9 protein-coding genes are annotated in these 26,822 nt (G+C 60.0%); 2 read left to right on the top strand and 7 right to left on the bottom strand.

What is annotated here, in order from left to right:
* Window positions 1-168: 168 nt before the first annotated feature.
* The 6 genes from GS12_RS00040 to GS12_RS00020 form a co-directional block, all read right to left on the bottom strand.
* A complete protein-coding gene (locus tag GS12_RS00040; protein ID WP_034942972.1) occupies window positions 169-1,338 on the bottom strand; it encodes an HlyD family type I secretion periplasmic adaptor subunit in 1,170 nt (389 codons plus the stop codon).
* Complete coding sequence (locus GS12_RS00035; protein ID WP_034943085.1) at window positions 1,335-3,485, bottom strand: type I secretion system permease/ATPase; 2,151 nt, start codon at window positions 3,483-3,485, stop codon at window positions 1,335-1,337. Before GS12_RS00035 ends, GS12_RS00040 begins: the two co-directional genes overlap by 4 nt.
* 29 nt (window positions 3,486-3,514) lie before the next feature.
* A complete protein-coding gene (locus GS12_RS00030) occupies window positions 3,515-4,861 on the bottom strand; it encodes a TolC family outer membrane protein (RefSeq protein WP_034942971.1) in 1,347 nt (448 codons plus the stop codon).
* Window positions 4,862-4,925: 64 nt separating this feature from the next.
* Window positions 4,926-5,093 carry a hypothetical protein gene (locus GS12_RS24560; RefSeq protein ID WP_160279899.1) on the bottom strand — a complete coding sequence of 56 codons (168 nt, stop codon included), beginning with the start codon at window positions 5,091-5,093 and terminating at the stop codon, window positions 4,926-4,928.
* A complete protein-coding gene (locus GS12_RS22875; protein WP_052118304.1) occupies window positions 5,066-6,691 on the bottom strand; it encodes a BapA prefix-like domain-containing protein in 1,626 nt (541 codons plus the stop codon). The genes GS12_RS24560 and GS12_RS22875 overlap by 28 nt, the downstream gene beginning before the upstream one ends.
* Window positions 6,692-7,232: 541 nt before the next feature.
* Window positions 7,233-20,171: an Ig-like domain-containing protein gene (locus tag GS12_RS00020; RefSeq protein WP_034942969.1), complete on the bottom strand. Its 12,939-nt coding sequence runs from the start codon at window positions 20,169-20,171 to the stop codon at window positions 7,233-7,235.
* Window positions 20,172-20,734: 563 nt separating this feature from the next.
* Between GS12_RS00020 and rcsD the strand changes: the two genes are divergently transcribed.
* The gene (gene rcsD, locus GS12_RS00015; protein ID WP_034942967.1) at window positions 20,735-23,401 is read left to right on the top strand and encodes a phosphotransferase RcsD; all 2,667 of its coding nucleotides are present in this window, start codon (window positions 20,735-20,737) and stop codon (window positions 23,399-23,401) included.
* Window position 23,402: 1 nt separating this feature from the next.
* The gene (gene rcsB, locus GS12_RS00010; RefSeq protein ID WP_034942966.1) at window positions 23,403-24,053 is read left to right on the top strand and encodes a response regulator transcription factor RcsB; all 651 of its coding nucleotides are present in this window, start codon (window positions 23,403-23,405) and stop codon (window positions 24,051-24,053) included.
* Between the two features lie 57 nt (window positions 24,054-24,110).
* Here the strand turns inward: rcsB and rcsC are convergent.
* Window positions 24,111-26,822: two-component system sensor histidine kinase RcsC (gene rcsC / locus GS12_RS00005; protein ID WP_034942964.1), on the bottom strand; the 2,712-nt coding region annotated here is incomplete at its 5' end.

Below are 26,822 nucleotides of genomic sequence, written 5' to 3'. Positions count from 1 at the left end.
TTATCTTTTTTACGCCTTTCCCGCTATGTAAACATATTTCCCCGGCACGCCCGTCGCGGCAAATATTCCCGTGTGGATGGCCTTGCGCATCGTAAAATCCACACTAAATAAGCGGTAAACGAGTATGTTAATTAATCGCGTAAAATCTCAACGGCAAAGCGGCTTGTTTCATCGTTCCCGCATCGCTTCATTCACCTTATTTAGCGGCTTAATCAAATAATCCATTACCGATTTCTGGCCGGTTTTTATCTCAACGCTGGCCACCATACCGGGCACAATGGGGAATTTTCGCCCTGACCTGCTGGTCAGCTCCGCATTTTGCGTACGGACGTAGACGCGATAATAGTACTGATCGCGCTTGACCTCATCCTGAAGCGTGTCTGGCGAAACGGTTTCCACCTCGCCGGATAACGTGCCGTATATCGAGGAGTCATAGGCGGTGATCTTTACCGTTGCGGGCAGGCCAGGGCGGATCCACGCGATGTCGCGCGGGTTGATGCGCGTTTCAATCAGCAACTGATCCTCCAGCGGAACAATCTCCATCAGCTTGCCGCCCGGCTGGAGCACGCCGCCCACGGTAGTGATCTGAATGTCTTTGACAATGCCGCGTACCGGCGACCAGAGCGTGGCGCGCGTCAGCTGATCCTGCTTGCCGGTCAACACCTGAAGCTGCGCATCAAGATCGGCGTTATTTTTTACCTGCTCCTCTCGCGCCCTCACCGCATAGTCATTGTTTGCTTCATCAATTTTGCCACGCAGTTCGCTGATCTGCCGCCGCAGCCGAATCACCTCGACCTCGCCAGCGGCCCCCTTCGCCACCAGCGGCTCCGTCATGCGCAGTTCGTCCTGCACCAGCTTCATGGACTGCGTCAGGTTTCTCACCGTCTCCAGCAGCGTGCGGCGACGCGAGTCATAAAACTGCGTCTCGCGCGCGACCAGCGCGGGTTCTGCCAGCGTTTCCGCGCTGAACGCCAGCGGCGCGCCGGTCAGTTCAGCATGCAGACGCTCTGCCGACGCGCGCAGCGTACGCACCCGCGCCGCCGCTTCGCCGAAGGTTGACTGAAAACGCGTGGGATCAAGCTTTGCCAGCACTTCGCCCTTTGTGACGATATCGCCCTCATGCACGTTGAGCTGGTTAACAATGCCGCCATCAAGACTTTCAATGACCTGTGCGCGGCTCGACGGTGTCACTTTGCCGGTGCCGACCGTCACTTCGTCCAGCTCGGCAAAGTGCGCCCAGATAATAAACAGCAGCAGCGCTGCGCTGCACAGCCAGATAATGGCGGAGGTGCGCCTCTCATTGCGTTTCAGAGTGCGATCGGTAATCAGCAGGCTCATGTCGCCTCTCCTTTTCCATTTTGCGCGGCGGTTCGCGCCGAGGCGGCACGCAGGATCTCATCGCGCGGGCCGTCTGCAACAATTCGCCCGTTATCCATGACGACAATGCGGTCCACCAGTTTCAGCAGCGCGGGGCGATGCGTCACCAGCACCAGCGTTCGCCCCGGCAGCCAGCTCTGCATCTGGTGAATAACGTGCGCTTCTAACTGCTCATCCATTGAGGCGGTGGGTTCGTCGAGCAACACCACCTGCGGCTGCCGCAGGATCATCCGGCTGAGCAGAACCATCTGGCGCTGGCCGCCGGACAATCCTCTGCCGCCTTCATTAATAATACGATCCAGACTGGCGGCATCCTGCTGCACCAGCGTCAGCGCGCCGCTGATGCGCAGCGCCTGTAGCATCTCCTGCTCGCTGGCGTGAGGATTCCCTAACATCAGGTTTTGCCGCAGCGTGCCAAAAAAAAGGCGTGAATCCTGCGACAGCCAGCCAAGCTGCCGACGCAGGTCGATGGGATCGATACGACGAATATCAACGCCGTCAATCAGTACCTTGCCCTGAGTGGCGGTGGCCTGCCCGGCCAGCATCCGCAGCAGCGTGGATTTCCCTGCGCCCACTTTACCCAGCAGCGCCACGCGCTCGCCGGGTTTGATCTGAAGCTGACCGATGGTGACCACGCTCTGCACGCGCTCCTCATCGTAGCTGTACTGCACGCCGCGCAGGTCGTAGTGGCCGGTCATGGTAGGACAGTGCGCCAGTTCGCCCTCCTCGGGCTGATCGAGCGGCTTTTTCAGCAGCTCATCCAGCCCGGTCATGGCGCTTTTCGCGTGCTGCCAGCGGGAAAAAACCATCGTCAACTGCATCAGCGGCGCCAGCGTGCGCGACGACAGCATGCTGCTCGCCACCAACGTCCCGGTGGTGATCTCTCCCTTCAGCACCAGGTAGACGCCAAATACCAGCATGCTCGCATAGGTAAGCTGTTGCACCGTCGAGGCCCAGCCGGTGAGCCGCGCGCCCCACAGCCGCTGCTGCATGCCGACCGTGGCGCTCACCTCGTGCGTTTGCTCCCACTGGCGCTGAAAGTACGGCTCCGCCTGGAGTGATTTAATGTCTTCGATACCCTCAATGGTTTCCACCAGCACCGCGTTGCGCAGCGCGCCCTCGCGCAATCCCTCTTTCGCCAGCCGCGCCATCGGGATCTGCACCAGCAGGCCGGGAATGACAATCAGCGGTATCGCCAGCAGCGGCACAATCACCAGCGGGCCGCCAATGAACGCCATGATGAACAGAAACAGGATAACAAACGGCATATCCGCCGCCGCGCCCACGGTGGTGGAGGTGAGCAGTTCACGCACCTGATCGATCTCGCGCAGTTGCGAAATGAACGAGCCGGTGGATTTGGGGCGCGCCTCGTTGCGGATGTTCATTGCACGGGCGAACAGCATTGAAGAGATGCGCAGATCGATGCGCTTGCCCATCAGATCGGAGACCTGCGTGCGCATCAGGCGGATCAGATATTCTACCGTCGCGGCAAGCAGCACGCCGCTGAACAGCACCCACAGCGTAGGCTCAGACTGTGCCGGGATCACCCGATCGTAAACCTGCATCGAAAACAGAATACCCGCCAGCGCCAGCACATTGCCAACCACCGACGCCAGCGAAATCTCGGCAATGCGCCGCCCCATGCCGCGAAAGTTCGACCAGAACCAGTGCTTTTTATAAGGCTGCACAAATTCGTCAATGCGCGCGTCGCGTCCACGCGCGGCCACGCCAATAATGCCCACCTGCGGCTGACTGTCGTTCAGCAGCGCCGCCAGCTCGCTTTCGCGCACCACATCACCGCCGTCGCTCAGCCAGTAGCGCGCACGGCCGTCGCCGTCGATATCTTCAATCACTACCACGCTGCCGTTTTGCATCATCAGCACCACCGGCGTCACCTCCTGCCGCCAGCGGATTTTATCGCGCGGCAGCAGCATCAGATGCAGGCCCATCAGCCCCGCCAGGCGCTCAAGCTGTTTTTCCGGCGGCAGATGTTCAAACCAGCGCATTTGCTGGCGCAGCGTGCTGCCGTCGGCAGGTTTGCCAAAGCGCGCCGCCACGCGCAGCATGGCGTCGATCCAGTTTTCCGTATTTGCGATCGGGTTGGTCATCATCAGGCCTTATTTTGTCTCTTCTGCGCTCAGAGCGATGGCAACGTTTGTCCGCTGGTGGCTTCACGATCGATGCCCAACATATCGAGCAAATTGTCCACGGCGGCGGCATAGCGCACCGTGGCGTCCCAGCCGTCGTAGAGCGCCATCAGCCGTCCGCTGTCGGCCTGAAACACATCCTGCTCGACGCTGAGTAAATCGTTGAGGCTGCGCTTATTGAGTTTGTATTCATCGGCATAGACCGCGCGGGTATGGTCGGCGCTGCCGTACTGCTGATCGCCTGCGGTCTGGCGCTGTTGGGCGCCAATCATGTCCGCATAGGCGGTTGAGGCGTGCTGATTGATGTCCAGTTTTGATTGCTGAATAGCGGCTTCGGCTGCCTGCCTGTCGCCCTCTGCCGCGCGGGTTTTGGCATTGACCAGACCGCCCTGATAAATCGGCGCTTCCACGCGGAGCTGAAGCTCATCATCCCAGTAAGAACGCCTGTCGTTCTCGTAACGGGTGCGTCCCGCTTCGACTCTGATGGTCGGCCAGTGGTTGGACTCCGCCTGACGCACGCGCTCCAGCGCGGCTTCCTGCTTTGCCTGCGCGCTGCGCACCGCCGCGCTTTTCTCATAGGCGATTTTATCAAGAGTGATCTGCTGGTTGAGCAGCGACTGCGGCAGTTCCGGCAGCTCGTCTGAGACCACGCCGGTCAATACCGTCAGTTGCGCCTGCGCCGAGCGCGCCTGTGCCCGATACTGCTCAAGCGTGGCGTTCATACCGGCAATGCGCGTGCCGGCCTGAAGCACGTCCGACTGCGAGCTGAGCCCGGCCTCCGCCCGCAGACGGGCGATCTCCTGCACCCGCCTGAGCGAGGCGAGATTAGTCCGCGCGGCATCAGCCAGCGCGCGGTAGCGTTTAACGTCAAGGTAAGCGCGCAGCGTGTCCTGCGCGACGGTAGTCATGGTGTCATAGAGCGCGTAGCGGTACGCCTCTGATAACTTATTTTGTTCATCAATGGCGCCGCCGGTACGGCCAAAGTCATAGAGGAGCTGGCTGAGGGTAATGCCGCCGGAGCCGCTGTTGTTCAGGCTGCCAGCCGAGTCGGTCTGCCGCGAGCGGCCGCCGGTCGCCTGGAGAGAAAGCTGTGGATACCAGGCGCTTTCTGCCGCATCCAGATCCGCTTCGCCGACGTGGATCTGCGCAGCGGCCTGATAAATTTTTGGGTTACGCGCAAAGGCGCGCAGTATCGCTTCGCGTAGCGTCAATGTTGCAATCTGCTCCTCGCGCGGCGCGGCGCGCCAGTTAAAAGCAGCGCGGGGTTCAGTGGCCGCTACGGCGTCGGTTATATGACATATCAAACCAAAACAGAGCGAGGCCCACACTTTTTTCATCGATGTACCACGGTCCTGAAGGTTGTTGTGGAAAAAAGCGCGGGCCGCAAGTCCGCGCCACGCGTTAAGCCGTATGTTGCTGAAGAGAGTGCTGCGCCAGCACGTCCGCCAGCGTATTGTCCTGCTGGATCGGGACATGCTGCACGCTGTCCTGATAATCAGCACGCTGTCCTGCATCCTGCCAGACACCCCCTTCCGGCGCGCTCAGCGTAACGGCATGTTCGGCCAGCATCTCGCCGCCGCTGTGGGTTGGCTTCTGTTCCGGAAGATGAGGCAGCGCCGTCGCGTCCTCCGCCTTGATCCCCAGCGCAGCGAGTCCAGCGTCGCGTGCTCCGCTTTGCTCTGCGTCACCGCGCCGTGCATGCTGAGAACAGCACTGATGCTGTCGTCGGCAACGGCCTGGTCAACGCCTGCTATCGCGGCGACGCCGTCATCACCTGCCGGGGCATTGTCGACAGCGGCAAGACTGCTCCCGCCATCCAGATGCGTCTGAACGCTTTGTGGATGTTCAAACCAGTTGCCGCCAACATCCTTCACGCCAAACAGCATGGTCTTGTAGCCATCGGTAAACTGAAGATCGCTCTCTCTGATCTCAACGGTCCAGCTACGGTTTGCGCCAAACACAAGGTCGTAAAGTGGGTAATCGTTGGGATTGACGCTGGCAGCGACGATCGGCACAGAGCCGTCGAGCGTGCCGGAGAGCGTGACCCACGAGTCCCCGTCGTGCCAGCTGACGTCGCTGGCGGTCACCTCATTGATTGTGAAATGCGGTTCGCTGCTGGCATGCGTCACCAGCCAGACATCGCGCGACGCGCTGGCCGTTGCGCCGCTGGCATCGGTGGCGCTGAAATTCAGGGTATAAGAACCATCCTGAATAGCCGCCAGCTCTGTGGGGGAGACATTTACATGCCACGTACCGGCGCTGTCTTCCACCACGCCCTGCCAGGTTTTGCCGTCAAGCGTCAGCGTAACCAGTGAGCCGACCGCCAGCTGAGACGATTTGCCGGCAATCTCAAGGCCAAACTGCCCCTCGTATATATTGATCGCGTTATCACTGGTGACGGGATCAACGGTGAGTGTGGGGGCGACAGCAGGCGTACCTGCGCCATTGTGGGTCTCTGTATTGCTGCCGGGTTCGGATGCGGTTCCGTCCGTCGTTGCCGCTGGCGTGGTGGTTGCCGCTGGCGTGGTGGTTGTCTCTGGCGTAGTAGTTGTCTCTGCCGTGGTGGTTGGCGCGGGTGTCACTTCGCCGGTGTCGGTTGTCGCAGCAGGCGCTGCCACGCTGTCTGAGGTGTCGGGTGCCGTTTCACCCACCGATGCCTGTGCGGCGTCATCGCCGCCGCCGCCACCGCCGCCGTGCGAAGCCGCAATGCCTGCGCCTGCGCCGATCAGGCCGAGCAGTCCCAAACCAACAGCGGTGTAGCTGTTATCGCTGGAGGCAACTGCCGCAGTGTGCAGATCATCCACGCTGTTCAGCGACTCATAACCCGGTGACAGGGCGACCACTGCCTGCGGATCCGTTTGGATCGCCTGTGAAAGCAGCATATGCTGCGGCGGATTGTCGCCATCAACAAACACCAGTTCGCTCTGTTCGCCCTCTTTCACGCTGAAAAAATGCTGGAAATGCCTCTCGGTGCCGTCGCGCATCTGTAAAATCAGGTCGTCTCCCTGTTGCTGCCAGGCCGACACCATTGAGCGATCGCCCTGAACGGTGATGATGCCCGGCTCGCTAAGCGAAACGGTCTGCGAGCTACCCGGCGACAGGTGCGCCAGCGTTTTACCTGCTGAACGAGACACAATATCTGTCTGGCCCTGGATTGAATGTGCCATTAACTTCCCCTTGCCACGAAAACTGTGAGTGAGTTATGCGCAATAAACTAAAGCAACGCTTTACTTTACTTACGCATTTTCCAGCCAGCGCAACAGAAGGAATGGGAGTAATTCCTGAGATCTGATGAAGAACGGCCGATCTTGAACATGAATTCAGGCTGAATTTTCAGCAAAATTGCGTTCATATCATGAGCGCTCATTTACCATTAGTGCCAAAAAATGACTCAAGTTATTTTTCTCCTTAAGCCAAATCCTGATCGCATAATCAGCAAAAACCTTATTCAAATGCTCCGGTACATCAACGCTGGCAGAGAATAAGCTATGCCTCTCTCGTCGCCGTGACTATTGCCGAAAATCTGGAAAGTCGTTTACAGAAAGAAATTTTCTCATTAAAAAACCTGAATGTTATTTACAAAGACCTTACATATGCTTTATAGCCCAAAAGATCTTCACCGTCTGCTTTTTTACCTTTCAATTAGTTAATCATCACTAACCTTTTAACCTTTGATTGCCTTCCGCTGGCGCAGGGGCGATCCCTCTTCTAGACGATATGCACCTGAAGGTTGTGTTGCACCAGCACATCGCCCAGCGTATTGGTCGCGGCCAGCGCTGAATTGTGATAAATATCAAAGGATTGCCCGTCTATGGTGCGATATCCCGCCATTGTCCACTCGCCATCGTCACCGTTGGCCAGCGTCACGCGATTGCCGTCAGCGCCTTTGATCACCAAATCGTCATGTTGCGCATCGGTGATGTTCAGCGCTTCGTTAAGATCGAGTTTCACGCTGTTATTCCCTGCTTTGCCAAGATCGATGATTTCAATGTGCTCGACCCTGAGCCCTAACGACGTCAAATCCAGCGCCATATGATCGCCACTAAGAACCAGCGTGTCCGTGCCCGCACCGCCGCTGATATGGCTGAAATCCAGCGAGCTGAGGGTGAGCGTATCGTCGCCACTGCTTCCGCTGACCGCGTTGCCGGTCAGGCTTTGGTTGTCGGCAACGTCAATGGTCACACCGCCAATGGTATAGCCGTTTTCCTCAACTACCGGGGTCAACGGTGTGACGCTGCTTTCCGGTACCGTCGAACTGCTGTGGGTATCGCTTGCGGTTGCCGCATCATGCACCGCCGGCGTCGACGCCTGATGGTGAGCGCTGGCGGTGACGTCATCATCCGCCGCCACTGCAAGCAAAACCGTGGCGGACGTGGCGGCAGCAGGGAGCAGTGAGCCCACCACCAGCGTGTTGCTGGTCGAGGCGGGGTTGCCTGCCGCGTCTACCGCCGTCACCGTCACAACGCTGTTCAGACTCAGCGTCGAGAGCAGTCCACCGGTAAATTTCGCGCTGTAGCGGCCGAGCGCATCGGTGATGACCTGCTGCGTGCTGCCATTCAGGGTGATAGTAAGCCGGGTGCCCTGCGCCAGGTTGAGCGTGCCGCCGGAAACGGTCAGGCCGGTTACCAGCACGTTGACCAGACTGAGCACCGGATCGACACCAATGGCGGGCAGGTTGTGCGTTACTGCCGTGAAGCTGTCGCTGGTGGTCGAGACGTTCCCCACCGCATCGGTTAAGGTGACCGTCACGCTATAGCTGCCGTCAGGAATGGCCTTCAGCGTCGCCGACGGCAGGCTGACGCTCCAGGTACCGTTCGCGCCCACCGTGGTGGTCAGGGTATTGCCTGCCACAGTGACGGAAACCGTGCTGCCCACCGCATTGGCCGAGGTGCCGCTGATGGTCTTTGCCGCATTCGCTTCGCTGAGATTCAGGTAGTGGTCGCCGCCAAACACGCTGCTGGCGGTGAGCGCAACGGTGGGCAGGGTGTGCGTCCCGACCAGCACGCTGCCGGAGACGCTCGCCGCTCTGCCCGCCGCATTGGTGAGCGCGGCGGTAATGGTGTCCGTCCCGTCAGGCAGTGCGGCCAGCACCGGCGTCGGCACGGAGACGCTCCACGTGCCGTTCGCGCCCACCGTGGTGGTCAGCGTGCTGGCGCCCACGCGCACGGTGAGGGTAGAACCTTCCGCCTGGGTGGCGGTGCCGCTGATGATCTGCGTTGACTGCGCGTCTGCTGCATTGAGCAGGCCATCGCCGAAAATAGTGCTGATGCTCACCGTCGGTGGCGTCTGTGCGGTCACGTTCAGCGTGTTGCTGCCGGTGGCGATGTTGCCGTAGCTGTCCGTAACGCTGGCGCTGACCGTCAGCGTGCCGTTGGCTAACACCGCCAGATCGGCTTTCGGCACCCTGAGGCTCCATCCGCCGCCGCTGCTGACCGTCGCGGTATAGGTTTTGCCCGCCAGCGCCACGCTGACCAGCGATCCGGCAGCCACATTTGCCGTTACGCCGCTGATGGTCTGAACCCCCAGCAGATCGCTGGCGCTGAGAACGCCGTCGTCAAAAATCGTATTGACCGACAGGGTCGGCGCGGCATGAATGCCCACCTGAATGCCCGTCGACACGCTGGCGACGTTGCCGACCGCGTCGGTGACCGAGGCGCTGACGGTCAGGTTGCCGTCCAGCAGCGTGCTGAGCAGCGCGGGCGCAAGCTGCGCGCGGAAAGTGCCGTCCTGATTCACCGTCGCGGCTACCGTAGTGTTGCCAAGCGCAATCGTCACCACCGAGCCTGCGGCGGCATTCGCCACCGTTCCGCTGATGGTTTGCGTCACCAGCGACTCCACCAGATTGAGTACGCCATCGCCAAACAGCGGGTTAAGCGAAATCACCGGCAGCGCATGGATCCCCACCACTGCCGTCGCCGAGGCGCTGTTGCTATTCCCTGCCGCATCAGTGACGCTGACGCCCACCGCCAGCGCACCGTCGCTCAGCCCCTGAAGCATCACGGGCGTCAGCGCCAGCGTAAAGGCGCCGTTCGCCGCGGTGGTGGTGACAAACTGGCTGTTGCCAAACGAGACAGTCACTCTGGCGCCGGCCTCTGCGCCGGTGATGGTGCCGCTTAGAATCTGCCCGGCGCGCGCATCAAGCGCGTTCAGCAGCCCGTCGCCAAACAGCGGATCGAGCGTGATGACCGGCGCGGTCACTTTTACCGTCGCATTCGCCGACGCGCGGGCGGTGTTGCCCGCCGCATCGGTCAGACTGGCCGCCACGGTCAGCGTGCCGTTAACCAGCGAACCCAATAATTCCGGCGAAACGGTAGCGGTGAACGCGCCGCTCTGCCCCACCGTCGCCTGCACGGTGGCGCTGCCGAGAGTCAGGTTCACTACCGTACCGGCTGCCACGTTGGTGACCGTTCCTGCAATAGTCTGCGCGATTTTCGACTCGGCGATATTCAATATGCCGTCGCCAAAAACCGGCCCCAGCGTAATCGTCGGCTGTGCGGTGAAGACGTCGACATTCACCGCGCTGGCGGCGGTGTTGCCCGCCGGATCGACCACCCTCACGCCAAGCGTCAACGTGCCGCTGGCCAGCGCGGCCAAATCAGCGGGCAGCAGCGTTACGCTCCAGTTGCCGCCTGCGTCAACCTGGCTCTGCCAGGACTTACCGCCCAGGGTGACGGTCACCGTGGAACCGCCCACCGCGCTGACCGTGCCGCCGATGGTTTGTGCCACGGCGGCTTCGGCGATATTCAGCCGGTTGTCGCCGCCAAACAGTCCATCCAGCGCGCTGAACACCGGCGTGTTCAGAATGGCGGTAACCGTGGACGACAGCGTGCGGACGTTGCCTGCCGCGTCGGTCAGCACCAGATTGAGGGGGAATTCACCGTTACTCATCAGCCCCAGCACGTCCGGCGGCACCACCAGCGCGTAGCGGCCATCCTGTCCGACGGTGGTGCTCAGCGTCGTGCCGCCAAGGGTCAGAGAGACAGTTGCGCCGGTGCCGGCAGAGGTGGCCAGGCCGGTGATCGTTTGCGCGACGGCGGCTTCGGCAGCGTTGAGAAAGCCGTCGCCAAAGAGCGGATCAACCGCCAGGTTCAGGGCACTGTTGACCACTTTATTCACCGTCAGCGTGGCGTCGGTCTGATTACCCGCGCGGTCGCTGACGCGCAGTCCAAACACCAGCGCGCCATCGCTCAGGCTGCCAAGCACCTCCGGCGTCAGGTTGATGCGGAACGTGCCGTCGGCGTCAACAATCGCCGTGGCAATCGGGCTGCTGTCGCCGAGGTAAAGGCTGATAGTTTGCCCTTCCGCCCCGGCGGCGCGTCCGGTCAGCACCTGCGCCGTGGCGATATCCGCCGCGTTCAGCAGGTTGTCGCCCAACAGCGCATCCACCTGAAGCAGCGGCGCGGCGGTATCAACGGTGAAAGTGCGTTCCGCGCTGGCGGGGTTGCCCGCGGCGTCGGTGAGGGTGGCGGTCAGCGTCTGGCTGCCCTGAGCGAGCGCCTGAAGATCCCCCTCGGGCACCGCCACCGCCCAGCTTCCGTCCGCCTGCACGATCGCCGTCCAGCTTTTGCCGTTCAGGCTGAGGGTCACCGGACGTCCCACTTCCGTCACGCTGGCGGTGCCGCTGATGGTCTGGCTGCTCGCGGCTTCTGTGCCGTTCAGCCGATCGTCGCCTGCGAAGGCGTCGATGGTCAGATCGGGCGGAATACGATCGACAAGAAGCTGTTCGCTGGCGGTCAGCGTGTCGCCCTGGTCAGTGGTGAGCGTGGCGGTTACGGTCAGCGCGCCTTCCGGCAGGCTGGCGGTGGGCAACGTAATGCGCCAGCTGCCGTTTTCGCTGTTTACCACCGCGCTCTCCGACAGCGCTTCGCCGTTAAGCATAACGGTCACTGAACCGCTGACTGCGCCGTTGGCGGCGTTGAGGTTGGCAAAGGTACCGCTGATGGTCAGCGTTGCGTCATCGCTGGCGTTAACAATGTTATCGCCCGATATCGGCGCCAGCGTAAGTAGCGGATCGGACGGTGGCGTCAGGTCAACGGTAACGGAGGCAGAGGTGCTGGCGATGTTGCCCGCCACGTCCGACACCGTGGCGGTCAGCGTACCGGTGCCGCTGTTGCCAAGTTGCGCCATCGCTTCCGGCGTCACGTTAACCGACCAGCTGCCATCCGCCTGCACCACCCCGCTCAGCGTCGCGCTGCCGATCGTCACCGTCACGACCTGGCCCGCACGCGCGCCGGTGGTGGTGCCACTCAGTAACTGGGTGGTCAGGCTCTCCACATAGGTCAATGTATCGCCTACGAAAGAGACGATGGTAACGGCAGGCGGCAGCGTGTCCACGGTGAAATCGCCGGTGAGCGTGGTGGCGTTGCCGGCAACGTCGGTCGCCACCACCGTAATGCCTTGCGGGCCCTGCGCAAGTCCACCGAGCACCGTCGGCGAGAGCGCCAGCGTCCAGGTTCCGTCGCCGTTTACCACCGCATCATAAGCAGTGCCGTTAAGGGTGACCGTCACCCGCTGCGCCGTGCCGGCGTTCCCCGACAGCGATGCGCCCGCGCTCGCCTCTGTGCCGTTAAGGAAGCCGTCAATAAACGGCACGTTGATCGTGGGCTGCGGCGCGCTAAGCGACGCGACAAAATCCAGGCTCTGCGTATTGCTGTTGCCCGCGCCGTCGGTCACGGTGACGGTAATGCTGTGCTGACCATTACTCAGGCCGCCGAGCGCGCCTGCGGGCAACGCAACCACCCAGTCGCCGTTATCATTTACCGTGCCCGTCCAGATGATGCCATCCACGTCAATGCGTAACTGCACGTCCTGATTCAGGCCGCTGACGCCGGTGGTGCCGTTAAACACAATGGCGTTGTTCATTTCGCTGATATTCAGCACGCCATCGCCAAACGGCTGAACGATGGTGGGCACCGGCAGGCTGAGCCGGGCATTAAACGCCAGATCCGCGCTGTCCTGATTGCCCGCGCTGTCGGTGGCGGTAACCGTTAACTGATGCGTGCCGCTGCCCGGCGCGGTGAGCTGTTCGGGCGTGAGAGCAAGCGACCAGTCGCCGCTGGCGTTAACAGCAGCGCTGATTGCCGTACCGCCGTCAATGCTGACGGTGACCGTTTGCCCCGGCGCGACTTTACCGGTATTGCCGCTCAGTATTTGCCCGGCCGCCGCTTCCGCCACGTTGAGCTGACCGTCGCCGAATGGCAAATTGATGGTAACGTCGGGCAGCGAATGGATATCGACCCGCAGCATTCCGTTCGCCGTTTGCGCATTGCCCACGCCGTCCGTGACCTGCACCTCAACCGGCCAGTTGCCGTCCGGTAGCAGGTTCAGCACGCTGGCGGGCAGGTTGAGGTTCCAGTTGCCGGTGGCGCTGTCAACCTCTGCCTGATAGCGCGTGCCGTTAAGCGTGATGGTCACGGTTTGCGCGCCGGTGATACCGGTGGTGCCGGAAAGCGCGCCGCCCGACGCCGCCTCTGCCGCGTTCAGTACGCCATCGGTAAACAGCGTTGCCAGCGTTGGCGCAGGCAGGCCGGTGATGATGGCGTCAAAACTCAGGCTGCCGCTGTCGCTGTTGCCTGCGCGATCGCTGACGGTCACCGTCAGCGTATGCGTTCCGTTGCCGATCTCCGCGAGCTGCGCGGGCGTCAGCGTCGCCTGCCAGTAGCCCTGCGCATCAACGGTGGTGATGAAAGATCTGCCGTCGATCAGCAGCACAACCGTCTGCCCGTCGCCGGGGATGCCGGTGGTTCCGCTGATGATCTGCGTCTCGCCCGCCTCCAGCGCGTTAAGCAGGCCGTCGCCAAACGGCGTGTTGATGCTGGCTTCCGGCGAGTTTTTCACCAGCAGTTCGACGCTGACCGCCGCGCTGGCCGGGTTGCCTGCCGCATCGGCGGCGCTCACGGCAAGCTGGAATGCGCCGTCATCCAGGACGCTCAGGGCGCCGGCGGGGATCGTCACGCGCCAGTTGCTCTCCTCATCGACCACGCCGTTAAAGGACAGGCCGCCGATGGTAACAATAACCGCGGTGCCTGGCGCAAGATGGGTGGCCTGGCCGGTCAGGATCTGTTCTGCGGCGGCTTCGGCGGCATTGAGCAGACCATCAGTAAACGGCGTGGTCAGCGTCAGCAGCGGCAGCGTGTTGATGGCCACGTTGAGGTCGACCGGGCTGCTGGTTTGATTACCGCTGGCATCGCTTACCGTTACGCCAACACTGGCGATGCCATCGGCCAGCAGCAGTAGTTCGCCAGCCGGAATGGTCAGTTGCCAGGCACCGTCGCTGTCTGCCGTGACGCTCCATATTTTGCCGTTAAGCGTCACGCTGACCGCCAGGCCCGCCTCGGTGTTGCCGCTGACCGTCAGGCCGGCCAGTGCTTCCGCCATATTCAGCGTATCGCCTGCGCTCAGCGCGACATCAAGTACCGGCGCACGGGTATCCACATTGAACGTTCCGCTGGCGGTGGCAGGATTGCCCGCCACGTCGCTGCCGGACGCAGTAACGGTGTTGCTGCCCTGATCAAGCGCCTGCACATCCGCTGCGGGCACCGTGACCTGCCAGTTACCGCTGGCGTCCGCCGCCGTTTCATACGCTTTGCCGTTCAGTGTGACAACCACGGCGCTGCCCGGCGCAAGGCGCTGGCTGCCGCCGGTTATTTCAAGATCGCTGCCTGCTTCCTGGCTGTTAACAGTATCGTCGCTGGTGACAGGATTAATAGTGAGAGTGGGCTGGTTTGCCGCCTGGGCAACAACGGTAACCTGATGCGTGACGCTGGCCGGATTGCCCACGCTGTTGGATACCGCCGCGCTGAAAGTCTGTGCGCCGTCGCTCAGCGCGCCCACGCTGGCGGCCGGAACGGTCACGCGCCAGCTGCCGTCCTGCTCAACCGTCGCGAGCCAGCTTTCGCCATTCAGCGTCAGCGTAACCGTGCGCCCCGGCTCCGCGCTGGTCGAACCGGAGACAATCAGGTCGTCGCCCGCCTCGGCGCGATTGATGTAATCATCCAGCGAGACGGTATCGATCGTGAGCGTCGGCATGCTGGCAGGCGATGCCTCCACGTTGAGCGTCAGGTTTTGCTCGCTGCGGTTTCCCGCCCGATCGGTTAAGGTCACGCTGATCGGATAGCTGCCGTCCGCCAGATTCTGCGTGGCGCCGGCGGGCAGATCAAACTGCCAGCTGCCGTCGCCACGCACCGTTTGCTGATACGTCTGGCCGTTAAAGATCAACGTTATCTGCTGGCCTGCATCCTCCGGCGACGCCGTTCCGCTGATGGAAACCGGCCGGGCGATCTCTGCCGCGTTGATCACGTTGTCGCCGGTAACGTCGTTGATGCGCAGATCGGGCGCGGTCAAATCGACAATGACGTTGCTGCTTACCGTGCCGCGGTTTCCCTCTGCATCGCGTACGGTAACGGTAATGGGATTGCCTCCCTGTTCCAGCCCCTGCATCATCGCCACGCTGACCGGCAGCGTCCAGTTACCGCTGGCGTCAACGGTGGCGCTGTAATCCGTTCCCGCCAGGTTAACCGTCACCGTTTGTCCCGGCCCGCTGATGCCCGTCGTGCCATTCAGAGCCTGATCGCTGCCCGACTCGCTGATGTTCAGCCAGCCGTCACCAAACGGCGTCGCAAGCGTCGGCTGTAGCGTGACAATCGCCAGCCGCACCACCTCGCTGACGGTGGCGGTATTGCCCGCCGCATCGCTGAGGCTGACGGTGAGCGGATAGCTGCCGTCCGGCCTGTCAAGCAGCAGCCCCGCCGGAAGCTGAAGCCGCCAGCCCCCCTCCTCGTCCACCGCCGTGGTGAAGCGCTGACCGTTGAACAAGACGGTCACGATCTCGCCCGGCTGTGCGTTACTGCCGCCGCTGACGGTGATCTCCCCCGCCGCTTCGCTGCTATTAATCACGCCGTCACCCGCTATGGTATTCAGCGACAGCTGCGGCGCAAGGGTGTCGACGTTTATCGTCACCGGCAGCGACCCGCTGTTGCCCGCCACGTCGCTTGCCGTCACGGTGAGGGTATTTTCACCCTGCGACAGCGCCTGCAACACCGGCGGCGTCAGCGACAGTTGCCAGTTGCCCGCGCTGTCCACCGTTGCGCGATAGTCGCTGCCGCCGATGTTGACCACCACCGTTTGGCCGTCGCCCGCGATGCCGGTGCTGCCGCTCAGCGTTTGCACGGTTCCCGCTTCCGCACCGTTGAGCGTGCCGTCGGCGAACGGCGTTTGCATTGATGGCGCGGGCACGCTGGCGGTGTGCACCTCCAGCGTGGCCTGATGGGTAACCGCCGTACCGTTAACGCTGGCGGATGCCTGCTGTGGCCCTTCCGCCAGGTTTTGCAGATCCTCCGACGGCACGGTCACCGACCAGCTTCCGTCAGCCGCAACGGTGGCCGTGTAAATCTGCCCGCCAAGGGTGAAGGTGACAATGCTGCCTTCCGCGACGTTTACCGATGAGCCTTCAACCCGCAGATCGTTTTGCGCTTCGGCGGCGTTGAGATAGCCGTCGCCGCTGAGCGGTTGCCAGGCAATTGCGCTGAGTGCGTCATTGACGCTGAACGTTTTATCCACCGCTGCGGCGTTACCTGCGCGATCGGTCACGCTGACGCTTAAGGTGTAGTCTCCGTCAACAAGCGTGGCGAAGGCCGATGCGGGCAGCGTTACCTGCCAGCCGCCGCCGGACTGTACGGTCGCGTACCAGGTTTCGCCGTTGAACGTGATGCTGAGCGTCTGGCCCGCTTCAACGTTGTCGGCGGTGCCGCTAAGGATCTGCTCCGTCTGTCGTTCCGCGCCGTCGATAACATTGTCTTCCGCCAGGTCGTGAAGGGTGATAACGGGCGCAGTTTTATCGACTATCAGTGACGTGCTCACCACGGTGCGATTACCGGCGAGGTCGCTGGCGGTGACGTTAACGGCGTAGCGGCCATCGCTCAGCGCGCTGACGACGTCTGCGGGCAGCGTCACCGACCACTGGCCGTTTTGATCGACGACCGTACGCCAGATGCCGTCATTGATTTCCAGCGTGATGGCGCTGCCGGCTTCGCCCGTTCCGTCAATCGTCAGCGGCTGAAGGCCTTCAACGCTGTTGAGATAGCCGTCGCCCGCCGCTTCGTTGACCGTAACCGACGGCGGCGTCAGATCGACCTCAAGCGTGCGCGACAGCGACGTGGCGTTGCCGGCGGCGTCCGTGCTGGTAACGATCACCTGATAGCGGCCGTCGGTAAGCGCTGCCAGCGCGTCGGGCGGCACATCAACACGCCAGTCGCCGTTTTCAGCCACCCGCGCAATATAGTGGGTGCCGTTCAGCATCACCACGATCGTTTCGCCCGGATCGCCGCTGCCGGTCAGCGTCAGCGTCTGGCTCTGATCCGCCAGGTTCAGGCGATCGTTGTCTGAGAGTGTTTCCAGCGTCAGACGCGGCGCCAGCGTATCCACCACAACGCTGCCGGTGAGCGTGGCGGCGTTCCCCGCCAGATCGGTGACGTTCACGCTTACCGGATTCTGGCCCTGCGGCAGCGCCTGGAGCAGATCGGCGGGCAGCGACACGCGCCAGTTGCCGTCGGCGTCCACCGTTCCCTGTAAGGTGACGCCGTTCAGCACAACGCTCACCGTCTGCCCTTCACCGGTGACGCCGGTGCGCCCGGTCAGCGTCTGTCCGGCAATGACTTCCGCGCCGTTCAGCGTGCCGTCCGTGAAAGGAATATCGACGGTGAGAGCGAAATTGGGGTCAACCAACGTCATCAGGTTGTGAGTGACGGTAACCACATTGCCGTTCACGTCGTTCGCGATGGCAGTGACCTCCATGCTGCTGTTGCCGAGGCCCGTCAGCGCACTGGCCGGTACGGTGATCTGCCATTCGCCGTTTTCGCCCGCCGTGGTGCTGTAGTCCACGCCGTTGAAGCGCACCAGAATCCGTGCGCCCGGCGCGACGAAGCGGCTGCTTCCTGCGATCGGCAGATCGTTTTGCGCCTCAACGGCATTAATCGTATTGTCATCGCTGATGACCCCGATAGCGATGGCGCTGAAGGCGTTGTCAACGTCAAAACGTCCGCTGGCGCTGGCCGCATTGCCTGCCGCATCGCTGACCGCGACCGTGTAGTCCTGCGTGCCGTTAGCCAGCCCGGAAAACGCCTCCGCGGGGATCAGTACGCTCCAGTTGCCGTCGGCCTGCACGGCACCGCTCCAGCTTTCGCCATTCAACGTTACGGTAATCTGCTGTCCGGCTTCAACATTCAACACCGTGCCGGTCAGCAGTTGCGAAAGCTGCTTTTCGGCACCGTCGAGCAGGTTGTCGCTGGTCAGCGAATGAAGTCCGATTTCCGGCATTGCAGTGGCGACAATCAGAGGCTGCGTGGCGATCGCCACGTTACCGGCGGGATCGCTCGCCTCAACGCTGACGGTATAGCGCCCGTCCGGCAAGGCGCTGACGACATCGGCGGGAATGGTCAGTTGCCAGTTGCCGTTGGCCTCCGGTGTAACGGAGTAAGTCACGTTGTTAAGCGTGACGACAATCGCTGCCCCGCTCTCAGCCGAACCGTTCAGCGTGAGCGGCTGACCGTGCTCGGCGGCGTTGAGATAGCCATCGCCCGCTACGTCAGCCAGCGTGACGACGGGCGGCGTGACATCCACCACCAGCACGCCGGTTTGGGTCACGCTGTTGCCGATGGCATCGGTGGCGGTGACGGTGACGGGATAGCTGCCGTCGCCCATTTGCTGGAGATCGGCGGCCGGAATATCAATACGCCAGCTCCCGTCCGGGTTAACGCGGGTGACGTATTCCTCACCGTTCAGCGTAACGGTCACGCTTTCGCTGCCGCTGCTCTGCCCGACGAGCGTGACCGGCTGCATGACGTCGCTGCGGTTTAACGCCTCTTCCGGCAGAGAGAGGCTGAGCGGCGGCGGCGTGGTGGCCACGTTGACGGTGGTGACGGCGGTGGCGCTGTTGCCTGCCCGGTCGGTCACCACGATAGCGATCTCATTGCTGCCCTGCGGCAGCGCCTGCAACAGGTCGGGCGGCAGTGTGATCTGCCAGCTGCCGTCGCTGGCGACCGTGCCGCTGAGGCTGACGCCGCCGAGGGATACCGTTACCGTCTGGCCCGCGCCGGTGATGCCGGTATTACCCACCAGGGTTTGCGCAACACCGGTTTCAGGGCCGTTCAGTACGCCATCACCAAAGGGCAGGTCGATTGCCGCAGAAGGAGGAAGCGTACTGACAATCAGCGAGAGCCCCGGGATATTCTGTATGACGGTGCCGTCCGCCAGGGTAACGATGGCGGTAACCGGATTGGCGCCCTGCGGCAAAAGCTGAAGATCCGCCGCAGGAACGGTGGTTCGCCAACTGCCATCCGCATTGACCGTAGCCTGCCAGGTGCTTGCTCCCAGCGTAACCGACACGATGGCGCCCGCCGGAACGCCGCTGGTCAAGCCCGACAGGGTGAGCGGAAGCTGCGCCTCAATGCCGTTAAGGTACCCATCGCCACTGAGCGGATCGAGCGAAAGAGAAGGCGGCGGCATCACCACTTCAATAGTATGGCTGGTGGAGACGATTGCCCCGGCTTGCGAATTGACGCTGGCCACGATCGCCAGCGTTCCCTGCGCCAGCACCTGAAGATGGATAACGGGAACCGTCACGCTCCAGCGCCCGTCGGCCCCCACTACGGCGATATAGGTATGTTCGCCCATATTTATCGCCACGCGCTGTCCCTGCTCGATGTTACGCGTTGTGCCGCTAACGATTTGACTGGCCTGCATCTCTTCCCGTTCAAGACGGTCATTTCCGGCAAAGGGATCGATATCAATGGCGGGTGAACCCGGTACGACCACCGCGCTTTCGACCACAATGTTTTCGCTGGCGGACGCGGACGCGCCTGTGCCGGTGGTTACGCTGACGTTAATAGTGTTGCTGCCCGCAGAGAGCGCGAGCAGATCCGCTGCGGGCAGCGTCACGCGCCAGCCGCCGTCGCTGCCCACCGCCGTGGTATAGGTTTTACCGTTCAGCGTAATGGTCACCACGCTGCCTTCAGGCGCGTTTTGCGTGCTGCCGCTCAGGATTTGGTTGCTGCTTTTTTCCGCCACGCTCAGTACAGCATCACCGGTAAACAGATCGAAGGTGACGACAGGCGACGTGCCCGGTGCGGTAACGTTACCGCCATCATCATCGCTGCCGCTTCCACCGCCGCCACCGGCCGCCACCGCGCCTGCCGTCACGCCGACCAGGCCAAGTGCGCCCAGGCCCGCAGCGGTGATTACCCCGCCAGATGCGCCGGACCCCGCCAGCAGCAGCGGTTCAATGGAGCTGAGCGATTCATATTCAGGGGCCGCCGCCACCGCCGTCTGCGCCTCGGCGAATTCGTTGGTGACGGGAAACAGGGCATGTTCCGGCACGCCTGAACCGTCGTCAAATACCAGTTCGCTGTGATCGCCATCAATATCGTCGAGGAAAAACTGCCGGTAGTGCACAATGCTGCCGTCGCGCATGTGCACGGTGAGATCGTTACCGTGCCGCTCGAATTCGGTCACCATCGCCCGCGTGCCGTGAATTTTCACCACGCTGGGCTGGTTGAGTACCACAGTATGAGAAGAGCCTGCACTGGCCCGGGAAAGAAGTTTGCCGTCATCGCGTGACAAAATTTCCGCGCGACCGTCGTTCAACTGTGCCATTACCCACCTCACCGTTACCAGAACCGTTTTTTATTTGCGGCAAAAGGTGAAGGTGAACTTCACATTCAGCGCAAACTTTCGGGATTAAATACCGACAAAAAAATCAGTTTTCCTGGTGGGAAAGGGATAACCAAGTCATAAAAAGAAGACAAAAGAGTAAAATGCCAACATCACGGCGTAAAATTCTTATACAAACCGTAAGAGCGACGAAAATCAGCGCATTAATTAGCGTGCTCACTGGTAAGTATAATTAATTATATTCCGTATGTTATACATAAGCCTCTTTTTAAAAATCCACCATTTTTTCCGAAAAATGCCAGCCTGCGCTCACAACAAATCAGCACGCAAAAAATGTTCGCGTGAGCAGAGCGCGGATTCAGAGCGCCCGGCGCCGGAGCAACGCCGCACGCACGGCATTTTTCATCACAGGCGCGGCGATTTCTTTCATGACAACGATCGGTTATGCAGGTATTCTGACAGGCCCGGCGTGGTTGCTGTGTTGTTACTGGCTGTAGCCGCAAGCGCCCGGCTGATTACACGTTAACTGGGATATCACCTAACGTATGTTGCCCTACAAATTTCCGCTTACATCAGGCAATGTCACACGCTTTTTCGTGTTTTTTATACTGGTATTACTGCTGGCGTCGGGTCTGATGGTTCGCAGCGCTGTGAACAGCTGGCTGACGGAAAAACGCTACGCGATGGCGGACATTGCTCATGCCATGCAAAAACGCATTGATACCTGGCGCTTCGCCACCTGGCAAATTTATGAAAATCTGTCGGCCAGCGCAGCGGGAACGCCGCCCAACAGCCTTCAGGAAACACGCCTGCGGCCTGACGTTTATTACCTTGAAAAGAACCGCCGCAAAACGGAAGCGCTGATATTTGGCTCGCACGACAGCAGTACGCTGGATATGACGCTGCGCATGTCCAACTATCTGGATACGCTGTGGGGCGCAGAAAACAGCACCTGGTCAATGTATTTTCTTAACGGCCAGGACAACAGCCTGATCCTGATCTCCACGCTGCCGCTGAAGGATATGGCGACACGCTATAAAGAGAGCGCAATCAGCGGCATCGTCGATACCCGGCGTGCCGAAATGCTCCAGCAGGCCAACGCCCTTGATGAGCGCGAAAGCTTTTCGCCGCTGCGTCGCTTCACCTGGCAAAACGACCACTATTTCACCGTTCGCACCACCTTTAATCAGCCAGGTCATCTGGCAACCGTGGTCGCCTTTGACTTACCGGTCAACGATTTGATCCCGCTGAATATGCCGCTGGAGAATTTTCAGCTTAAGCAGGATATGGCCGGCAGCGATAGCAGTGCCGCAGGTGAAAGCGACGACGAGGCGCAAAGCACGCGCGTCGATTTTGCGAACCCGAATGTTGAGATCGCTGCCTCGCTGAGTAGCACACCGCTTCAGCTTGTTTATCGTGTTCCCGTGATGGTGCTGGTGGCGGATACGTTACGCAACCTGATGTGGCCGCTGTTAACGAACCTTGCGCTGTTTATTCTTTCGCTGAGCGGTTTGTTTATGCTGCGCCAGCAGTCGCTGCGCCCCAGCGAAAATCAGAGTGCGGAACTGGACTCGCTGCGCGTGCTGAATGAGGAGATCGTTGGCAGTCTGCCAGTGGGGCTGCTGGTGTACGACTTCGCCAATAATCGCACCATCATCAGTAACAAAATTGCCGAGCATCTTCTGCCGCACCTGAATCTGCAAAAGATTGTGAATATGTCCGATCAGCATCAGGGCGTGCTCCAGGCAACGATTAATAATGAGGTTTATGAGATCCGCCACGCCCGCAGCGTGCTTTCACCGCATACGCAGCTGTTTATGATGCGCGATCAGGATCGTGAACTGCTGGTCAATAAGAAATTGCAGAAGGCGCAGCAGGTTCTGGATAAAAACCATCAGACGCGACAGCAGCTGCTGCAAAACCTCGGTCAGGCGCTTAATCGCCCGATTGGGCAACTGACCGGTCAGCTACAGTCGCTCAGCCACGCCCATCCTGCGGACGATGTTGATGATGCGCTGGAAGCGTCTCAGGCGCTGAGCCGTCTGGTGGATGATATTGTGTTGCTGAACCGCCTTGAAACCCACGAGTGGGCGCCCGACGCCGGGCCGTTTAATCTGCAAAGCCTGCTCGACGAACTGGTGCTGGAGGCCCTGCCTTCACTGCGCCGCAAAGGGCTGTCGCTGATTATCAGCAATCGCCTTGACGTGGATGAAATTCGTTTTGGCGACCGGCGCGCGCTGTATAAAATTCTCACCACGCTGTTGCACTACTCCATTACCAATACCACCTGGGGGCGCATCAGCATTGAGGTGAAACAGGCCGCCGATCGGCCTGACCGACTCTCCATTGACATTGTGGATACCGGCGCGGGCCTGACCGTTGATGAACTGGGCAACAGCGATTTCCCCTTCCTTGGCGAAACCAGCCAGGACCGCTTTGGACAGGCTTCAGGGCTGGCGTTTTTCCTTTGCCGCCAGCTTTGTAAGCATTTGGGTGGTCAGGTGGATATTATCGCGCGAGCCGATATCGGTTCACGTTACAGCGTGCATCTGCACGCACCGCAGGAACATACGCAGGATCAGGATGAGAAGCTGCTGGAAGGGTTAACCACGTTGATTGATATTACCGTGGATGACGTACGGAAAATCGTGGTACATCAGTTGGAAGGCTGGGGCGCAAGCTGCATCACGCCGGATGAACGCTTCTCTGGTCAGGATCACGACGTACTGATCACCGACGATCCTTCACGTCTGACGCCGTGGGCATTAATGCTTACGGATGATGAAGCCGGTTTCAGCGCGCTCTCTGAAAATCAGTTCAAAGTGAATTTTAATATCAGTAGCGCGATGCAGGATGCATTGTTGCAGCTTATCGAACTGCAACTGGCACAGGATGAGCCAGAGGAAGAAATGGTCGATGGACAGGATGCCGTACAGCTTTTCGCACCAGGTTATTTCCAGCTATTTGTTGATACAGTACCAGAAGATGTGAAGAGATTGTATAATGAGGCGTCGGACAGGGATTTGAATTCACTTGCTCAGACTGCGCATCGCCTGAAAGGCGTGTTTGCCATGTTAAATTTAACGCCTGGCAATCAGCTTTGTGAAACGTTGGAAATGCTCATCAAAGAGCGTGACGATTCAAACATTAAAAATACCATCGGCGAGATTGACAGCTACGTCAATGACTTGCTGCAGCAAGGTAACCAATAAGATGAATAACTTGAATGTAATTATTGTCGACGACCATCCGATTGTCCTGTTCGGTATCCGTAAATCGCTCGAACAGATCGAATGGGTCAACGTAGTGGGTGAGTTTGAAGATTCCACAGCACTGATCAACAATCTTTCTAAACTTGATGCCAACGTGCTGATCACCGACCTCTCCATGCCGGGCGAAAAGTACGGTGATGGCATTACGCTGATCAAATACATTAAGCGCCACTATCCCGATCTGTCGATTATCGTTCTGACCATGAACAATAATCCGGCTATTCTCAGTGCGGTTCTCGATCTGGATATTGAAGGGATCGTACTGAAACAGGGCGCACCTACCGATCTGCCTAAGGCGCTGGCCGCCTTGCAGAAAGGCAAAAAATATACCCCGGACAGCGTGGCTAAACTGCTGGAGAAAATCAGTGCAGGCGGCTACGGCGACAAGCGTCTTTCGCCAAAAGAGAGCGAGGTTCTTCGCCTGTTTGCTGAAGGTTTCCTGGTGACGGAGATTGCCAAGAAGCTCAACCGCAGCATCAAAACCATCAGCAGCCAGAAAAAATCGGCCATGATGAAGCTGGGTGTGGAGAACGATATCGCGCTGTTGAACTATCTCTCCTCGTTCAGCACCTCGTCGGTCGAAAAAGAGTAGTCACGGCATTTTCTGATTTAAGGGTGGAACTGTTTTCCACCCTTTTTTACGTCTGAATCACCCTTCCCTGCTTTTGCGCACCCGCTCCGCATAAAATGCCAGCGTCTGTTGGAGCGTATCCAGCGTGACCGGTTTCGACAGGCAGTTGTCCATGCCCGCTTCCATACAGCGCTGCTTCTCTTCGGCCAGCGCATTTGCCGTTACGCCGACCACCGGGAAAGTCAGCCCAAGCTGTCGCAGACGCTGCGTCAGGCGATAACCATCCATGTTAGGCATATTCACGTCGGTCAGCACAATATCAATATCGTTACGGCTGAGCACGCTCAACGCATCCACGCCGTCCTGCGCGGTTTTGACCCGATAACCCAGCGATCCCAACTGATCGGAAAGCAGCATACGGTTGATCGGATGATCGTCCACCACGAGGATCAGGATATCGTCATTGCTGATGCTGTGCTCTTCGGCGGCAGGCAGCGCGGCCTGTGCGTCCGGCATCTCCACCTCAACGCGATAGATGCGCCCCAGCAAGGCCGGCAGCTCGTGTGGCGTAGCGGTACCGTACACCCAGCGGCCTGCGCTTATTTCGACAGGACCGTCATTGTGCGCGCCGTCGAAGCGAATAATCGCCCGAAGCGGCGCAGGGGTTTCAAAGTCATAATCGGTCACGATGACGTCATCGGATTCACAGCGCTCATCATTGAGCCGCTGTACCTCAATGCCATGTTCGCGCAGCAGCCTCTCGAGGAAGCTTGCCAGCGCCTCGTTGCGCACCTCAAGCCAGCAGCGCTTGCTCTGTAATCCGTCGTGCAGCACCGGCGACATTACGCGGCTGTTATAAAGCGGGATACGAACGATAAACTGACTGCCCATGCCGGGCTCCGAATCCACTTCGATATCACCATCCATCATATTGATCAGCTTTTCACAGATGGCCAGACCCAACCCGGTTCCCTGGAAGTTTTGCTGAACGCCGGTTCCCACCTGGAAGAAGGGGTCGAAAAGGCGCGCGATCTCTTTTGGCGGAATGCCCACGCCGGTATCCCGTACGCGAAAGGCCAGATAGCCGTCTTTCACATAGGCGTGCAATATGATGCCGCCGGTATGGGTGAATTTAATGGCGTTGTTCAACAGGTTAGAGATCACCTGTTGCAGGCGCAGTGGATCGCCATCCAGCGTTACCGGCACGTCGTGATCGATAAACACCCACAGCGTCAGCCGCTTTTTCACCACCATGCCCATATAATTTGAAGCGATATGGGTGATGATCTCGCGCGGGGAAAAGGCGCGCGGTTCGATTTTAAGCTGTTCGGACTCGATTTTTGAGAAGTCGAGAATATCGCTGATAATTTTCAGCAGCAGTCCGGAGGAGTTATTCATCGCGGTGACCAGCGACTCAACGCCCTGCGGCAGCGACTTGGTTTGTAGCAGATCGAGGTTGCCAATAATGCCGTAGAGCGGCGTACGCAGTTCATGGCTGACGGTGGCAAGGAACATCGATTTCGCCTGGCTGGCCTGCTCGGCCGCCTGTGCCATCTCCTGAAGCGACTCCTCCATTTTGACGCGCGCGCTGACGTCAACCAGTACGCAAATCGCCACGTTTTCGTTGCGGTAGCGCGAGTGCACAAAGCTGATTTGCAGGTTGGTATTGCTGCCGGTCAGCACATCGACAAAGTTCACCTGCTGCCCGCAGATGATCTCCGTGAGCCGCTGCCGGTCTTCCTGCGTCAGCATGCTCAGGTAGTTATGCGCCAGTTCGTTACTGAGGATGTTGGTGCCGTCGCGGGTGCGAAGGATACAGATGCCCACCGGCGCGGAGGCGACGATTTTGCGGTTAAACTGCTCATGCTCTTCCAGGCGGTGAGCGTTGTCCTCCGCAGGCAGAAACATCCGGCGTTCAAACAGCCACGCAAGCGTAAACAGGAAAATGCCGCTGATCACGTTAAGCAGCACGGCATTGACCATCAGCATTTTCAGCTTTTCAACCATCTCATTGGTCTGCACTGAATAGACCACGTTGAGCGTGGACGGCGTCAACGCCTTCTTCATCACCAACTGCTTATAGCCGTCGATATAGCCGAACCAGCCGTTTTCATCAGGCAATTCATCAAGTGAAATACGTGTGGCGGAGCGGGAAGAGGACATGACGCGCTGGTTGTCAGCATCCACGATGGTGGCGACGACCGGAAAGCTGCCTGGCATAACAAAATCTTCCACGCGAATGGTCTGTTCAACGCCCAGCAGCGCAGACATCTTGCCGGCAACGTATACCGGCGTGATCATGTAGTAGTAGCCGATGCCCGGCTGGTTGGACGGTGCAATCCAGTAGAAGCTGCTTTTGCGCTGCTGGTCGTTGCCGTTGCGGTATTTGATGATGCGCTCGCGCAACGATTTGAGCGCACGGTCACGATCGGCAGAGGCGTCCGCCACGCCGAAATCAGCCACGCACAAACTGTCGCCGCCGATGAAAAATACGCGGTTCAGCTCGTAAGCGGATGAGAAATTTTCTTTCCAGTAGTGAAGAAAGTAGCTTAACGACTCAACCGAGTTGCGCCAGGTGTTGCTCATTGCGCTACAGTCGGAATCAGCGGCCAGCGAGACGAACTGCGGCGCGGGCGCTTTGCCAGGTAAGACACCATTCATGGCATCCAGGGAGCTGGTCGTGGCGTTGAGCCGATTTTCCGCAATGTATTTCAGCTCGCGCGAGACGTCTGCCGCATGGCGCACGTACCACTGCGCCTGCTCGACGCTGGCATTAAGCTCCTGCCGCAC

The organism is Erwinia oleae, assembly GCF_000770305.1.
Lineage (GTDB): Bacteria > Pseudomonadota > Gammaproteobacteria > Enterobacterales > Enterobacteriaceae > Erwinia > Erwinia oleae.
Note: the sequence above shows the minus strand (reverse complement) of the source record. Positions and strands in the feature narration are given on the sequence as shown.

What these genes read in the sequence shown, in the direction of transcription:
- GS12_RS22875 (WP_052118304.1), bottom strand. Translation starts at nt 6,691, where the DNA reads ATGGCACATTCAATCCAGGGCCAGACAGATATTGTGTCTCGTTCAGCA.
- GS12_RS24560 (WP_160279899.1), bottom strand. Translation starts at nt 5,093, where the DNA reads ATGCTGGCCGAACATGCCGTTACGCTGAGCGCGCCGGAAGGGGGTGTC.
- GS12_RS00040 (WP_034942972.1), bottom strand. Translation starts at nt 1,338, where the DNA reads ATGAGCCTGCTGATTACCGATCGCACTCTGAAACGCAATGAGAGGCGC.
- rcsD (WP_034942967.1), top strand. Translation starts at nt 20,735, where the DNA reads ATGTTGCCCTACAAATTTCCGCTTACATCAGGCAATGTCACACGCTTT.
- rcsB (WP_034942966.1), top strand. Translation starts at nt 23,403, where the DNA reads ATGAATAACTTGAATGTAATTATTGTCGACGACCATCCGATTGTCCTG.
- GS12_RS00020 (WP_034942969.1), bottom strand. Translation starts at nt 20,171, where the DNA reads ATGGCACAGTTGAACGACGGTCGCGCGGAAATTTTGTCACGCGATGAC.
- GS12_RS00035 (WP_034943085.1), bottom strand. Translation starts at nt 3,485, where the DNA reads ATGACCAACCCGATCGCAAATACGGAAAACTGGATCGACGCCATGCTG.
- GS12_RS00030 (WP_034942971.1), bottom strand. Translation starts at nt 4,861, where the DNA reads ATGAAAAAAGTGTGGGCCTCGCTCTGTTTTGGTTTGATATGTCATATA.